This is a genomic window from Candidatus Symbiopectobacterium sp. NZEC127, from assembly GCF_025962675.1.
Lineage (GTDB): Bacteria > Pseudomonadota > Gammaproteobacteria > Enterobacterales > Enterobacteriaceae > Symbiopectobacterium.
Window position 1 is genome coordinate 127731 of record NZ_JAGFPG010000004.1, and the last position, 16585, is coordinate 144315.

General features: G+C 57.4%; 2 protein-coding genes. One reads left to right on the forward strand and one right to left on the reverse strand.

Annotated features, from left to right (window positions below; genetic code table 11):
* Positions 1-57: 57 nt before the first annotated feature.
* Positions 58-14676 (reverse strand): Ig-like domain-containing protein, encoded by a 14619-nt coding sequence (locus J5069_RS16360; protein ID WP_264644886.1) that lies wholly within the window; start codon positions 14674-14676, stop codon positions 58-60.
* A gap of 744 nt (positions 14677-15420) precedes the next feature.
* Between J5069_RS16360 and J5069_RS16365 the strand changes: the two genes are divergently transcribed.
* On the forward strand, positions 15421-16542 hold the full coding sequence (locus J5069_RS16365) for a 5-methyltetrahydropteroyltriglutamate--homocysteine S-methyltransferase (protein ID WP_264644887.1): 1122 nt from the start codon (positions 15421-15423) through the stop codon (positions 16540-16542).
* Positions 16543-16585 lie beyond the last annotated feature (43 nt).

Here is a 16585-nt window from a genome sequence, read left to right on the forward strand (position 1 = left end):
ACCGTCATGTGCACCACAGGCACCGGCGTGCCTGTGGTGGCTGCTTCCATTTTGTTATTAGACGATGTTGACGTGCAGACCTTGCTGCACCAGCACATCTCCCAGTGTGTTGCCGCTCTCTAACGCCGAGTTGTGATACACATCGAACATCATGCCATCCAGCGCCCGTTGCCCGGTGAAGGCCCAGGTGCCGCTGGCATCTGGGATCAAATTGACCTCGTTGCCCGCTGCGCCAAGGATGCGCAAATCGTCTTCAGGTTTATCGGTGACCGACAGCGCACGCGCCAAATCGAGCGTGATGCTGTTGGTGCCGGAAGTCCCGAGATCGAAGATTTCGATGTTGTCGATGCTTAATCCCAGCGCAGTGAGATCGAGCGCCAGATGTTCGCCATTCAGTGCCAGCGTATCGGTGCCTGCGCCGCCGTCGATATGCAGCGCGTCCAGTGCGGAAATCTGAAGCAGGTCATCGCCCTCACTGCCGGTCAACGTGTTGCTGTCAGTCGGCGCGATAGCCACGCCGCCGATGCTGTAACTGATCTCGCTCGGCGTGGTGACCGTGGCGCTGGCGCCGGTACTTTGCATCTCGTGCAGGCTGGCGAGCGTCAAGGTGCTGTCGTCATGCGCCGTGCTCGTGTCGTGACTGGTCGCCGCAGTGTGGCTGGTTTCCAGCGAGGCGCCGCTCTCCTCAAGGGCCAGGCTGTGGCTCTCAAGGCTTGCGAGCGTAAGCGGGAGTGAAATACCGGTAGTCAGTCCGGCAGAAACGCCGACGCTGTTACCTGCAATATCCTTGACGGATGCTTCTACCAGCGTGCCGGTCAATACGCCAAGGATGTTAAACACCGTCAGCCCCAGCGTCGCGAGTAGCGAGCTTTCCAACCGTGCGGTCCAACTGCCATCGGCTTGCACCGTGCCGGTCAGGCTAATGCCGTTAAGCACCGAGTTGGTTTTGAGCAGAGAAACGGACACCTGCGCACCCGCTTGCACATTGCGACTTTCGCCGTGAATAGCCAGGCCGTTGGTGATAATACTCAGCGCACTCAGCAGCGTGGTCGGGTCGATACCCAATTGCGGCAGCGCATGGGTTTTGACAATCGCCGTGCCGCTGGCACTTGTGGTGTTGCCATAGCGGTCGGTCACTGTGACACCCACGTTCAGGTTGCCATCGAGAATATTGAGCAGGTTCTCCTTCGGTACGCTTACGCTCCAACTGCCATTGGCGGCAACCGGGACGGTCAGCACCAATCCGCCGACGTTGACGCGGATGCTGCCGCCTACGGCGTTACTGACGGTCCCACTGATGGTTTGATTGACCTGCGCTTCCGTCAGATTGAGATAGCCATCACCGAATAGGGAACCCAACGACAGCGTCGGCAGGTTATGGATACCGATGCCCACGCCAGTACTGATGCTGACATTCTTGCCCGCCGGGTTGGTGAGCGCTACGCCCAGCGTCAGATTGCCATCGGTCAGTGCAGTGAGATCGGTGGCGGACAAACCGACCGACCAGGTGCCATCGCTTTGTACCACGGTCGTCAGGGTTCTGCTGCCTAACGTGACGCGCAGCGTTGAACCCACGGCGTTGGTGGTGGTACCGCTGATGATCGGATTGGTCACCGCCTCCACCGCATTTAGCAAACCATCGCCGCCAAATAGCGGATTGAGCGTGATGGTCGGTGCGGCATTGATGGCAACCGTTACCAGGCTGTTTTGGCTGATGCTGTTACCTGCGGTATTGGTCAGTTGGGCATTCACGGTGAGAGAGCCGTCTGCCAAGGCTTGCAGATCCGTTGTCGGCAGGTTCAATGACCAACTGCCACCCGCGTTGATGGTGGTGGTGTAGGTTTTTCCTCCGAGCGTTAACGTCAGGGTGGTGCCTGCTGCCGCCTGTGTGGAGGTACCGCTCAGGATTTGTGTGCTGAGCAGGTCGTTCAAATCCAGAATGCCATTGCCAAACAACGGGTTGAAGGTGATGGTTGGCGGCGTGAGTGCCACCGTCAGGCCTGCGCTGGTGCTGTTGCTGTTGCCTGCGCTATCGGTCACCGTTGCGTTGACGGTCAGGTTGCCGTTGACCAAAGATTGCAATTGCGTTGATGACAACGGGATGCTCCACACGCCCCCGGCACCCACGGTGGTGTCCAGTGAGAGTCCACCTATTGTGACCGTTACCTTCGATCCCACCGCCGCCTTGGTTGTGATACCGCTCAGCGTTTGGCCCAGCGCCGCTTCCGCCACGTTGAGATAGCCATCGCCGCTAAACAGCGAATTAAGGCTGATGGTCGGCAAGTTTTTGGTGATGGCCGTAATGGTTTGGCTGATTGAACCGGTGTTACCGCTGGCGTTAGTCACCTCCACCTTGACCGAGACGCTGCCATCGACCAATGCCGCGAGATCGGAAGGTTGCAAGGTCAGACTGTAGGCCCCGGCGGCACCCACCGTGGTTTGGAAGGTTTTGCTGCCCAGCGTCACGGTAACCTGCGAGCCGACCGCGGCGTTGGTGACCACCCCACTCAAGGTTTGAGCGACCAAGGCTTCTGCGGCATTGAGGAAGCCATCGCCACCAAAAATGGGGCTCAGCGTAACCACGGGCTGGGAGAAGCCCAGCGTTAAGCCACCGCCAAGTGACACGCTGTTGCCCACGCTGTCGCTGGCGTTCACCGTGACGGTAACATTGCCGTTGCCCAGATTTTGTAGCAGTGCTAATGCATCGGTGCCGACGCTGGCACTCCACTTGCCGTCGGCTCCGACCGTTGCGGTCAGCGATCGTACGCCGGCCAAATCAATCGTCAGTTGCGTGCCCGCTACCAGATTCAGCGCGGTGCCGCTTATCGTCTGGTTGTTGAGCAGATCGCCGAGATTGAGCAGTCCATCACCGAATATCGGATCGAGCGTCAGGCTGGGCAGGTTATTGATGATCGCCGGAACGTTCACAGTTTTGCTGACCACGTTGCCGCCGTAATCGGTAACGCTGACGCCGAGCGCCAGCGTGCCGTCCTGCAAGGCTTTCAAATCCAGCGTGGGGACAGAGAGGCTCCACGCGCCGCCAGCCCCTACGGTAGTGGTGTAGGTTTTGGTGCCCAGCGTGACGGCGATGTTAAAGGCCCCTTTGGTCAGATCGATGTTACCGACCACACCGCTGATGGTTTGATTGACAGCGGCTTCAAGCGCATTCAGGCCATTATTGCCGAAGGCAAGGACCGAATCGATCGTTGGCACAGCGCGTAACACATCGATATTGATTAGCTTATTCTTGCTGTTGCCATTGACGTCAACGATGTCGACTTCCACTTGCAGCAGTCCGTCGGAAAGCCCGGAAAGCAGCGAGGGCGGGAATGACACGCTCCAGGCTCCGCCCGCACCGACGGTAGCCTCCAGCGTGGTGCCTGCGAGGGTGACACTGACTTTGGCACCGAGAGAACTGCCGGTGGCGTGACCGCTGATCACCTGTGTTATCAGTGATTCGGCATAGTTGAGGATGCCGTTGTTACCGAAAATATCGTCAACGCCTGCGCCCAGCGTCTGGTTGAGCGCCACGTTTAAGGTCACGGTGGTACTGCTGCTGTTACCAGCGGCGTCAGTAATGGTCAGTCCGATCACCTGCGGACCATCGGTGAGTGTGGTCAGGTCGACGGTGGTAAAGGGAATCTGCCAGTTTCCATCGTTATCTACATTTACCGGGATGCTGGTGAGCGGGCCCGCCGTCAGCGTTACCGTGGCCCCTTTCTCACCTTTACCACTCAGAATTTGCCCCAGCAGCGCTTCGGCCATCGTGAGGATATTGTTGCCTGCAAAGGCATCGATGGTCAGCAGCGGGATTTCCGTATCGACGATGATATCGAGCGGTGTTGCGTTGGTGGAGTTGCCTGCGGCATCTTTCAGGGTGGCGGTGATGACCTGCGGCCCTTGAGGAAGGTTGTTCAGATCGGCCGTGGGTACGCTAACCGACCAGATACCGCCCGTGCCGCTGCCATTATCGAGCACTTGCGCCTGATAGATTTTCCCGTTCAGCGTCACGGAAACAAAGCGCCCGACCTCCGCAAAGGAGGCGGTACCCGTGATGGCTTGCGCCGTTGCCAGTTCGCTGTTGTCCAGCGTGTTATCCCCGGCGAAGGTGAGGATGGTGACCGTCGGCGCAGTGACGTCGACCTGAACGTTGGTGCTGGCACTGATGAGGTTACCGCCTACGTCGGTGCTTGCGGTTATTTCCACGGTGCCATCGACAATAAAGGCGGCATAAGGTGCAGGAATATCCACGCTCCAGACGCCATTGGCATCGGTTGTGATACTTGCCGCTAACGGGACGTTATCAATTAGCACAGCAATGGTTTGCGGATTCGTACCGTGATGCACTACCCCGGAAACGGTGATGGTAGCTTGTGATTCACCGACGTTGATAATGTTGTCATCGGCAATGGCATTAATCACCATTGTTGGATCCGGTGGCAGGACAATATTCACCGGGACATCCAGCGTTTCATTAACGATGTTTCCGGCTTTATCTTGCGCTTGAATGGCGATCTCAGTTGGATTGGTGAACTGCTGCAACTCCGAGGCCGGAATTAACACCGACCAACTCCCCCCGACGCCAATATTGGTGTCATAGTCGTGGCCGTTTACCGTGACGGTCACTTTTTGCCCGACTTCCAGTCCGGTGGAGGTGCCGCTCAAGGTTTGCGCACTGCGACTTTCTACATAGTTCAGCCCATCGCCGCCGACAAAAGCATCGAAAGCAATCGTTGGCAGCGTATTGACCACAATATGCACCTGACCGCCGACGCTGGCACTGTTGCCTGCGGCATCGGTCGCGGTGACCGTCAGGGTTTGCGTGCCATCGGTCAACCCGCCCAACTGGGCCGCGTTAAGCGACCATTGGCCGTTAGTCACCGTGGCCTCAATCGGTGGATTATTACCAATGGTGACCATGACCCGCGTGGCATCACCGGCATTACCGCTCAGTGCGGCAATTTCTGTCGCATTCAGATAGCCGTCGCCAAACGGGGTATCGAGCGTAACGGCGGGTGCATGAAAGTCGTTTTCGAAGGTAACCGTGTCTTTAGCTGTGTTGCCCGCCTGATCTCTGGCGGTCACCTCTAGGGTGTGGTTGTTACCTTCGATGAGTGAACTCAGTGCGTTGGCCGGCAGGGTGACGCTCCAGGTGTTACCCGTGACCACGGCCTGATAAATTACGCCGTTAAGGTCAATCTCGACACTGATGTTTTGTGCAACGCCGGTGCTATTGGTGGTGCCTGTAATGGTCAGCGGGCCGCTGGCTTCCGCGATGTTGAGGATGTTATCGCTGCCAAATAAGGGTTCGGTGATGTCAGGTGTGGGCAGCGTCAATGCCGCAGTAACGTTAACGCTGGCGCTGCTGGGGTTGCCCGCTTTGTCGGTGACGGTCACCAGTAACGTATGCCCACCTTCGGTAAATGCCGCCAGTTGCGTGGAGGTCAGGGGCAGTGACCAGCCGCCCAAACCGTCTACTTGCACGCCAGTGAACACTTGCTGGTTTGCGGTTCCGGCATCCAGCGTCACCGTCACCGTTTGCCCGCTGCCGCTGATCCCGGTTTTACCGCTCAGCGTCTGCGGTTTATTTGACTCTTCCAGATTAAGGTAGCCATCGCCGAAAGGCAGCACTAACGTGGCGCTTGGCAAGGTATGGAATAGCACCTCTGCGCTGCCTAGGGTGGTGCTGCTGTTACCCACGCTATCCGTTACCGTGACACTCACGTTAATCGTGCCATCCGGCAACGCTGACAAGTCGGCGCTGGCGAGCGGCAATGTCCAACTGCCGTTGGCATTCACGGTGGCGTTGTAGACCGTGCCGTTGATGCTGACGCTGACGGTTTGTCCGCTGTTGCTGGCAAGCCCGGTTTGCCCGTTGAGGGTCACGCCGGTCTGGACTTCGCTGGCGCTGAGATATCCATCCGTGAATAACAGCCCGGTAATGCTCGCTGCTGGCACGCCCTCCACGATACTGCTAAATCCACCGTTGATGGGCGCGCTGGGATTACCGGCTTTGTCTTGTGCGGTGACGATCAGCGTGTGAGCGCCATCGTTCAGGCCTTGAAGATCGGCGGCGGGTAACGTAACGCTCCACAAACCGGTCTCCGTCACGGTCGCGACATAAGGTTTACCATCGATGGTTACCGTGACCTTTTGTCCCGCACCGTTAACGCCGGTGCTGCCGCTCAGCACCTGATCCACGCCCGCCTCTGAGGCATTGAGTTTGCCGTCAATAAACGGGGTATTCAATGTCACGTTGAACGTGGTGTGCGTGACGATATCCAGGGTGCCGCTGGCGCTGGCGGGGTTTCCGGCGCTGTCCGCAGCGCTGATGCTGACCTGTACGCTGCCATCATTCAAACTTGCCAGCGCATTGGCAGGAATAGTTGCACTCCACAGCCCGCCCGCTAAGGTGGTGCCGGTGGTGGTGTAGCTGCCAATGGTGATGGTGAGCGTGGTGTTGGCGGGCAGGTTGGTGTAGCTGCCGCCGATGGTACCGCCAGCTTGCAGTTCAGCCAGATTGAGCTGGTTGTCGGTAAACAGGGTGTTCACGGTAAGCGTGGGCAGCGCCTGGGTTTTCAACGCAATATTCAGCGTATCGCTGCTGCTGTTACCCGCACTGTCGGTGGTTTTGGCGGTCAGAGTGGCGGTGCCATCCCCCAGCGCCAGCAGATCGCTGGCGGAGAGCGTGGTTTGCCAGACGCCGTTGCTGTTGGTGACGACGGTGTAAACGCTGTTGCCCACGGTGAGGGTAACGTGCAACCCCGCTTCCCCTTTACCGCTGATCGGTACACCCGCCAATGCGGTTGCCAGACCGATATCGCCGGGCGTGACCAGCGCATCAATTTCCAGCAGCGGCGGTGTGGTGTCCACGGTGATGCTGTGGCTGTTGCTGGCCGGGTTTTGTGCAATATCACTCACGTTGGCGCTAATGGATTGCTGCCCCTGTGGCAGTGCCTGTACATCGTTGGCGGGCACCGTGGTGCTCCAGGTACCGTCGCTGCCAACCGTGGCCAGATAGGTTTTGCCATTCAGCGATACGCTGACGCTACGTCCCGGTGTGACATGGGCGGTTGAGCCGCTGATGGTCATTGGGCTGCCAGCATCCTGCGCGTTGATCACATCGTCTCCAGAAACGGTGGAGATAGCGATGGTGGGCAGATCCGCCGGTTGTGCGATCACATTCAGCGTATGGCTGTTGCTGGCCGGGTTACCGCCCTTGTCGCTGACGCTGGCGCTGACCGTGAGCTTGCCATCCGGCAGTTCGCTAACGTCCAACGCAGGGACTTGAACACTCCAACTGCCATTTGCCTGTACCGTGGCGCTGTAGGGTTTACCATTTAACGTCAGCGTGACGGTTTGGTCTGGTTCAATGTGGGTGGTGGTGCCGCTTAAGGTCAGCGCTTGCGTGGCTTCTTGTGCATTGAGGTAATCATCGTTTGACAAGGTACCGATAGTCACGGTGGGGGCTTGTGTGAAATCGGTATCCAGCGTGACATCGCGCGTGGCGCTGCCGCTATTGCCTGCTGCATCAACCATGCTCGCGACGACGGTGGTGATCCCGTTGGCACTGCCGGCCAGATCGCCTGCGGGAACGGTGATTTGCCAGGAGCCATCGCTCAGCGCTGTGCCCTGATAGATTTGCCCGTTGAAGGTGATACGCACCACCACGGTTTGACCACTGTCATTAACGGGAGAGGTACCGCTGATCACCAGCGGTTGCAGACTGTCGGCGATGTTGATGATGTCATCACTGCTGATCGCATTGATGGTCAGTACCGGAGGTGTCAAATCAATGTTGGCGCTGCCGCTAACCGTCGAGGTATTGCCCGCCGCATCACTGACGGTGACGGAAATCGCTGTCACGCCGTCGCTGAGTAGGGTCAGGACGTTGGCCGGTAACGGTAATTGCCAGTGACCGTTGCTGTTCACTGTGCCAGTAAAGGTTTGGGTACCGATGGTCACGCTCACGGTTTGGCCGGCACCGCTGATGCCGGTGCTGCCTGTCAGCGTTTGTCCGGCTTGTGCTTCGCTCTGGTTGAGGTAGCCGTTGCCAAAAGGTGCGTCCAAGGTGGCGCTCGGCAGTTGATTAATACTGACCTGCACGGTTTGGCTGCTGGTAACGGTTTTCCCGACCTGGTCGGTAGCAATGGCGCTGACGTTGAGCGGACCATCGCTCAGTGCGGTCAGGTCGGTACCGGAGATCGTTGCCGTTTGCCAACTGCCGTTTGCCTGCACGGTGGCGGAATAGGCTTTGCCGTTGAGCAGTACGGTGATGCTGGTTCCGGCGGCGATATTACTGCTGCTGCCGCTGATAATAATACCGTCCGCCGCTTCCTGGGCATTGAGCCGGTTATCCCCGGTGATGGCGGCTATCGCAAGCCCGCTGGTGTTGGTGTTGATGGTAATCGGCTGGCTGGCGCTGGCCGTGTTGCCGGAGGTGTCGGAAACGCTGGCGCTCAAGGTCTGGGTTCCGTTAACCAGTTGGCTCATGTCCTGCAACGGAATAGTGGTGCTCCAGGTGCCGTTGGACTGCACGATGGCGCTGTAGGGTTTACCGTTAAACGTCAGCGTCACCGTTTGCCCGGCTTCCACATTGAGTGTGGTGCCGCTGAGCGTCTGGCTGCTTTGAATCTCGGCGCCATCAATGATGTTATCAAACGCCACATTGCCCAGGGTGATGCGCGGGGCGTGTTGTGCGCTGGCATCCACCGTGATGGTTCGCGTTGCCGTGCTGCTGTTACCTGCGGCATCGCTCAACGTGGCGCTCAGCGTGTAAGTGCCATCGCTCAACGCGCCCAGATCGGCAGCGCTCAGGGCGACAGACCAACTACCATTACTGCCGACCACCCCTGTATAGGATTTGCCGTTAAACGTGACGGTGACGGTACGGCCTGCTTCCGAGGTGGACGCACTGCCTGTGAGAGTTTGTGCCGTCAGAACCTCGCTTTGGTTGAGGATATTATCCGTGGCGAGATTGCCCAGTGTTAACGTCGGCGGGGTACGATCGACGGTCACGGTCTGCGTCAGGGTACTTTGATTACCTGCGGCATCTTTGACGACAATGGATACGGGGCTGCTGCCGTCGGGCAGCGCCTGCAACGCTGAAGGCGGTAGCGACACGCTCCAGCTTCCGGTCGGCGTTACGGTTGCGGCATGTTCTGTTCCGCCAAGCGTTACCGTCACCGTTTGTCCGGGCGTGGTAAGTCCGGTCGTGCCGCTCAGGGTTTGCGCACTGCCTGCCTCTGCCGCATTCAGCACACCGTCACCAAACACTGGGTTAAGCGTGGCGCTGGGCAGCGTGTGGATAAACACGCCGATCGCGTGGCTGCCGCTGAGCGTATTGCCAGCGCTGTCCACCGTGCTGAAGGTAATAGTGGCCGTGCCGTCAACCAGCTGTTGCAGGTCGGCGGCGGGAAGCAGGACGCTCCATTTCCCGTCAGCGGTGGTGCTGCCGGTGTAGGTTTTTCCGTGCAGGCTAAGGATAACAGGCGTGCCTGCCGCGACATTTTGGCTGGAGCCGGTAACGGTGATGTTTTGCGCCACCTCGCTCAGGTTAAGCTTGTCATCACCGGTGACCGGATCGATAGCGATGCCACTCAACGCGGTATTCACAGTGAATGCGTGGGTCGCCGCTGAGGGGTTGCCGCTTTTGTCCTGTGCGCTGACTTCCAGTGTGTGCTGCCCTTGCGCCAACTGTGCCAGGTCTATCGCAGACACGCTGACCTGCCAGTGCCCCTGGCTGTCTACGGTGGTGAGGTAGGTTTTGCCATTCAGGGTGGCGGTAACCGTTTGTCCTGCCTCAAGATTGAGGCTGGACCCACTCAGAATTTGCGCTGCCTTGATTTCAGCGCCGTCGATGATGTTATTCCCGGTAACCGCATTAACGGTCAGCACAGGCAGGTTGGCGGCGTTGGCGTCCAGGGTGACCTGTCCGCTGGCGGTGGTGCTGTTGCCTGCGGTGTCGGAGACGGTGGCGCTGTAGGTGTAGGTGCCATCGGCCATCGCTTGCAGATCGGCGCTCTGCACCGTCACGCGCCAACTTCCATCGGCCTGCACGATTGCAGAGTATTGCTTGCCGTTGAATGTCACCAGCACGCTACGCCCGGCTTCTGTCAGTGAGGCGTTACCGGATATCACCTGGTCGCTCAGGCTTTCTGCGTGGTTGATGATCCCGTCGAGGGTGAGCGGTTTTAGCGTCAGGGTGGGCGGCACCCGATCCACGGTGACGGTACTGGAGATTTCGCTGCTGTTGCCTGCAACATCGGTGGCAGTAACCCGCAGCGGTTGTGCCCCGGCAGAGAGCACTTGAAGATCGGCGGCGGGAAGGTCGGCGCGCCAGTTCCCTTGTGCATCCACTGTCGCCTGATAGGTTTTGCCGTTGAGGGTGATCACCACGCTCTGTCCACTACCGCTCACGCCGGTTTTGCCGATCACTGTCTGGCCGCTGGCGGCTTCGGTGGCGTTGAGCACATTATCCCCAAAGGGCGTTTCCATTGAGGGTTGCGGCAGGTTGTGGATGTGTACATCCAGATTGCGCTGGGCGGTGACCGGAACGTCATTCGGGTTGGCAACGCTGGCATGGATCACTGCTGTGCCATCTTGCAGCGCGAACAGTGCCTCACTGGGAATGGATAGGCTCCAACTGCCGTCCGCCGCCGTGGTGGTGGTGTAGGTTTTTCCGTTCAAGGTCACGGTAACGGTTTGACCGATGGTCACGTTTACCGTGATGCCACTGATGGTGAGCGGCTGTGATGCCTCTACCCGGTTCAGTTGGTTATCCATGGCGATAATGCTGATGGAGATGCTGTCGTTGCTGATATCGACATCGCTCCAGGCGGTGCCACTGCCTTCGTTGCCCGCTTTATCGCTCACCGTCGTGCTGATCGCGATCGGCCCATCCGGCAGCTCTGCCATATGCTCCGCCGGAACGCTTACCCACCACTTGCCTTCACCGTTGACCGTCGTGAAGTAGGTCTTGGTGTGTAACTGCACGGTGATGCTTTGTCCCGCTTCCACGTTGGTGGTGGAGCCGCTCAAAATCTGGCTGACCTTGGTGTCCGCTGCGCTGATGGTGTTGTCTTCCGACACAAAGGCATTCACGGTGACCGTGGGACGCATCGCGCTGTCGGCGTCCAATCCAATGGCTTTCGTCACTTGCGTCACGTTGCCCGTGGCGTCGGTCAGGCTGGCTACCAGTGAATAAACACCGTTAGGCAGCGAGGCGAGGGCATGGGACGGTAAATCGATGCTCCAGTTACCGTCGTTACCCACCTTGCCGGTGTAGAACTGCCCGCCCAAAGACACGGTGACGGTTCTTCCCGCTTCGCTGACCGAGGCGGTGCCGTTGAGCGTTTGCGTGCTTTGCGCTTCCTGAATATTGATGATGTCGTCGGTGGCAATGGTGCCTAACGTCAGGGTCGGGGGCGTGACATCGACCAGGCTGCTAAAGCTGCTCGCGCCGTGGTTGCCCGCGATATCCGTTGCGGTAACCTGAAGGGGCGCATTGCCTTCCGGTAGCTGTTGCAGATCGGCGGCGGGAAGGGTGGCATGCCAGTTACCGTTGGTATCCACCGTGGCGTCGTAGGTTTTTCCCCCCAGCGTCACCACCACGGTTTGCCCGTTACCGCTGATACCGGTTTTACCGCTCACGGTTTGATCGCTGTGCGTTTCGTTGAGATTTAATGAACCGTTGCCAAACGGTGTGTCGATGGTTGGCGCGGGCACTGCATGAATATGCACACCCACATTGTGCTGATCGCTGGCGGTTTGGCCTTGAGCATCGCTGACCGTGGCGGTTACCGTGGCATTGCCATCGCTGAGTGCCTGAAGGTCTGCACTGGGGATCTGAAGCGTCCAGGCGCCATCGGCCTGAACCTGCGTGGTATAGCTCTTGCCATTCAGCGTGATGGTAACGGTTTGCCCCGTAGGCACGTTGGCCGTATTGCCGCTGATAGCCAGTGGTTGAGTGGCTTCTGCCTTGTTGATCAGATCGTCGCTGGCAATAATATTAATGGCGATGGCATTACCCGCGGTATCCACCTCAATCGCTTTGTTGGCGCTGGTGTTGTAACCGGATTGGTTGCTGACGTTCGCCGTGATGCTCGACGGGCCGCTTGGCAGTAACGCCATGTCGGCGCTCGGAACGGTGACGTGCCAGGTGCCGCCGCTTTCCACCACTGCGAAATAGGTTTTGCCGTGCAGCGTCAGTGTGACGGTGCGGCCCGCTTCAACGTGGGTTGTGGTGCCGCTGAGCGAGTGGCTGACCTTGCTTTCTGCACCATTGACAACGTCATCACCGGCGAAGGGATTAATGGTTATCGTCGGCAAAGAAGCTACGCCGTTATCGACGGTAAAGGTATGGGTCAGGGTGCTGGTGTTTCCGGCCTTGTCACTCAGGGTGGCCGTGAGGGTGTGGGAGCCATTGGTCAGGTTGCTCAAGTCGCCAGTGGGCAGGGTGATTTGCCAGTTACCGCTGGAATCGACAAGGGCGGTGTAGTTTTTGCCGTTCAGCGTTACGGTGACGGTACGATTGGCTTCGCTGACAGAGGCCGTGCCGTTGAGGGTTTGATTTACGCCCAGTTCGCTGTTGTTAAGGATGTCATCCTGCCCGACCGGGGAAAGGGTCAACGTGGGCGGGGTGGTATCTACCGGCACGGGTTTGCTCAGCACATTTTTATTGCCTGCGGCGTCGCTCACTTCCACCGTTACGGTGCTGTCGCTGCCGGAAGGTAAATTTTGCAAGCCGCTGCTGGGGATCTTCACCTGCCAGTTGCCGCTGTTATCCACGGTGCCGGTATAGGACTGGCCGCCGATGCTGACGGTTACGCTCTGGCCCGGCCCGGTTACGCCCGTGGTGCCTTTCAGCGTTTGCTCCTGACCCGCTTCCGTGCCGTTAAGCACGCCGTCGTTAAACGGGGGTTCCAGCGTCGCGACGGGCAGCGTGTTGACCACCACCGTGATGGGATGGGTTGTCGTCAGCGTGGCGCCGCTCAGGCCTGTCACGCTGGCACTGACGTTATAGCTGCTATCGGTGATAAATACCAAATCGCTACTGGGGACGCTGAAACTCCAACTGCCGTTGCTGGTGGTGGTCGTGGTGTAAACATGCCCATTGAAGGTAATGGTGACGGTTTGGTTCGCCGCCACGTTCGCTGTAGTTCCGGAGAGTAACAACGGCTGCGTCGCTTCAACGGCGTTCAAGCGATCGTCCCCGGAAACGGTGTTGATGTTAATGGCTTCCGCCGCGCTGTCCACGGTGATGGTCTGTGCTGGCAGCGTGGTGGTATTGCCTGCTTTATCGGTAATGGATGCTACCAAGGGGTAGCTGCCGTTGGTGAGTGCCTGCAAATCTGCGCTGGGCAGTGAAATTTGCCAGGAACCGTCACTATTGACGGTGCCACTGTACGTTTTGCCGTTCAAGGTGACGGTAACGGTCTGTCCCGCCTCACTGGGTGAGGTGGTGCCAGACAACGTTTGTGCACTTTTTACCTCATCGGCCGTGAGTAAATCATCGCCGGTGAGCTTCTGTACTGTAAGGGTTGGCGGCGTAGTATCAACAATCAGTTCGCGGGTGATGCTGGTGCTGTTACCCGCTTTATCCACCGTCACGATAGTCATGGTGTTTGCGCCTTCGCTCAGCGCTTGCAGGTCTGCGCTGGAGAGTGGCAACTGCCATTTACCGTCATTATCGACAGTGGTGGTGTAGGTCTTGCCGTTGAGTGTCACGGTGACGGTGAGCCCCGCTTCACCGCGGCCACTTAGCGTTTGAGGTTGCGCTTGTTCTGCCGCCGTCAGGATGTTGTCTCCCGTGAGCATATTTTCTGTCAGGAACGGCGGTAATGTGTCTATTCCCAGCGCTACGTTTTGTTGATGTGTGCTGCCCTGAGCATCCGTCACGCTGACCTGAAGCGGGTAAGTGCCATCTTCCAGTCCGGCAAATACGCTGGCTGGCAAGGTGATTTTCCAGGTGCCATCCTGTTCGACCCGCGTGGTATAGGTCAGGCCGTTAAACGTGATTGTTACCACCGATCCAGGTGTCACATCTCGGGTGCTACCACTGAGCACCTGTGATTGACCGAACTCCTCACGATTCAGGACATTGTCATTTGCCAGTGGGTTTACAGTAAGCGACGCGGGTGTTGCGGGGGGCGTCGACGGCCTGTTGTCATCGTTGCTGTTGGAGGCGGCTGCGGCAATTACGCCGCCACCGAGCGCCACGGCACCGAGAATGCCACCGAGGGCTGCGGCTGAGAGCCCACTGGTGCTAGTGCTGTGTAACAGCAGTGAGGTAATGTCGGTGATAACATCATATTCGGGAATAAGGGTGACCGTTTCCCCGGCGCTGAGCGCCGCTGCTTCGCCAGGAGCGCTGGAAAAATGGATATGCGTCAGGCGGGTACCATCATCAAACACCAGTTCGCTGTGGTAGCCCTCGGCATCGACCAAAAAGAAGCGCTGGTAGCGCACAACAGTACCATCCTGCATATGCAAGATGAGATCGTCGCCCTGGCGTTCGTAGCGAGCAACGCGGTCTGGTGAACCGGGAATTCGAACCGTGCTGCTGTGCTGCAATACGATATCCGTTGCGTCGGGCGAAACGTGCTGAATGACATTTCCACTGCCGCGGCGATCAGTGATACCGATATACCCTTGGACAACGTTGCTCTCTGCCATGATTCACCTTCTTCTCGCTCGTCACTGAGGTTTGAACGGGTATATACGCAGATATGACCCGTTCAATGCGGGGCTCCGGGAAAAGGGGAGCGCTAAAGCATTACCTGGTGGAGAAAGGGTGAAACAAAACCACGCCAACAGCGTGCGCGCGTCAGGTGATGACGTGCGAGAAAATGTGCTTATCGCTTATTTTTGATTGCTTTTTGTTATGTGTTGCTGGTGTTTTTATGTATCTGAGTAATAGGTATAGGAGTGCTTTTTGTAAAGATCCACACGCTTGGACATGTTTTGACATGGAAATGTAAGTTATTTCTTAAGATAACGCTGAGCGGCTTTGTGGGTGCATTTCTATCTTTGATGTGTTTTTTTCAATTAATTCATTTTGTTAGTTATGTATTAGCGCTCACGGCATTCGTGTTATGAAAATGTTTCTATAACTAACGCTAATATTTATTTATTGTTAATTTTTTATTTCTATTTTGTCATCTTCAAGAAACCTGCCTGACGGGGTGATTATCTGCATTGGGCTTGCTGTTTCGTCTTGGATTCTACGTTGATACTGCTACTTGCTGAAATTTGATGCAATATGCATTTTTTTTGCATGAAAAGTGAAGTTTGCATTTGCTGCTCTGAGGGGAGCATGGTAGGAATGATGCCGTTTGTGTGCAGCCACCTTTGCACACGCCAAGGTCGTAGCAACAGACGTTTGGAAGAAGCGTTATTCGAATAACAGGATCCGTTATCATGCGTCGTACAATACAAAAATACCCGCCGTTTCATGCCGATCATGTTGGGAGCCTGCTGCGCCCTGCCTGCTTGCAGCGCGCACGCTCGGCGTTTGTGGCAGGCAAGCTGACGCGTCCCCAACTGACACAAGTGGAAGACGATGAAGTGAGACGCGTCGTGGAGCAGCAAAAGGCCTGCGGTATTCATGTGATTACCGATGGCGTGCTGCGCCGTACCGGGGGGCATTACGACTTTTTTTCCCACCTGCACGGTATTGCCGGTCCGCTGGAGGAACAGAATTATTGTATTACGCGGCAAGAGATGGCGGCCTGTCACCTTCAGGTGGTGGGGCCGGTCTCTTTTAATCCCGAACATCCCTTTTTGGCACATTACCGCTTTCTGCATCAGGCCGTGGGTGACGATCCCCAGGCCGTCGCCAAGCAGACGCTGCCAAGCCCCTGCATGTTGATGTACCGCTCGTTGCGCCGAAATGGTGTTTATCAGGCGTTAGATAACTACTGCGACGATTTGGCGCAGGTATACGTTCAGGCGCTGCACGCGTTTTATGCCCAAGGGTGCCGCTATCTGCAACTGGATGATACGTTCTGGAGCCTGTTTGGCGATGTCGCCGCGATCCGTGCCGAGCTGGATGATGACACCGATCCCTATCAGCTCATTGAGCACTGCGTTTCTTTGCTTAACCGCATCATGCAGGATAAGCCGAAGGATATGTATATCAGCCTGCACGTGTGCAGTGGCGATCTGGATACCAAAGTCCTGCACCGCAATCCCTTTGCCGATGTTATTGCCAAAGCACTCGGTCGCCTGAATGTGAATAGCCTCTTTCTGGAGTATGCGGATGCGCATTTCAGCGGATTGGAAACACTGCGCGCTATCGGAACGCAAACGGTGGTACTCGGTGTTATCACCTCCGAAACCGGAGAACTGGAGGATGCGCGCAGCATCAAACGTCGCATTAATGACGCCTCACTCTATTTACCGCTAAACCAATTGGCATTGAGCCCGATGTGCGGATTTGCTTCAGCAGAGAGTGCCGAATGGCTGACTGAGGAGCAGCAATGGAACAAACTGCGCCACGTGGTCGATCTTGCCCATGAAATCTGGGTGATGTCAGAGTAACGCGTTTCACTCCCTCCGCTATCTGCTTGTGCTCTGTAGCAGA

What these genes read in the sequence shown, in the direction of transcription:
- J5069_RS16360 (WP_264644886.1), bottom strand. Translation starts at nt 14,676, where the DNA reads ATGGCAGAGAGCAACGTTGTCCAAGGGTATATCGGTATCACTGATCGC.
- J5069_RS16365 (WP_264644887.1), top strand. Translation starts at nt 15,421, where the DNA reads ATGCGTCGTACAATACAAAAATACCCGCCGTTTCATGCCGATCATGTT.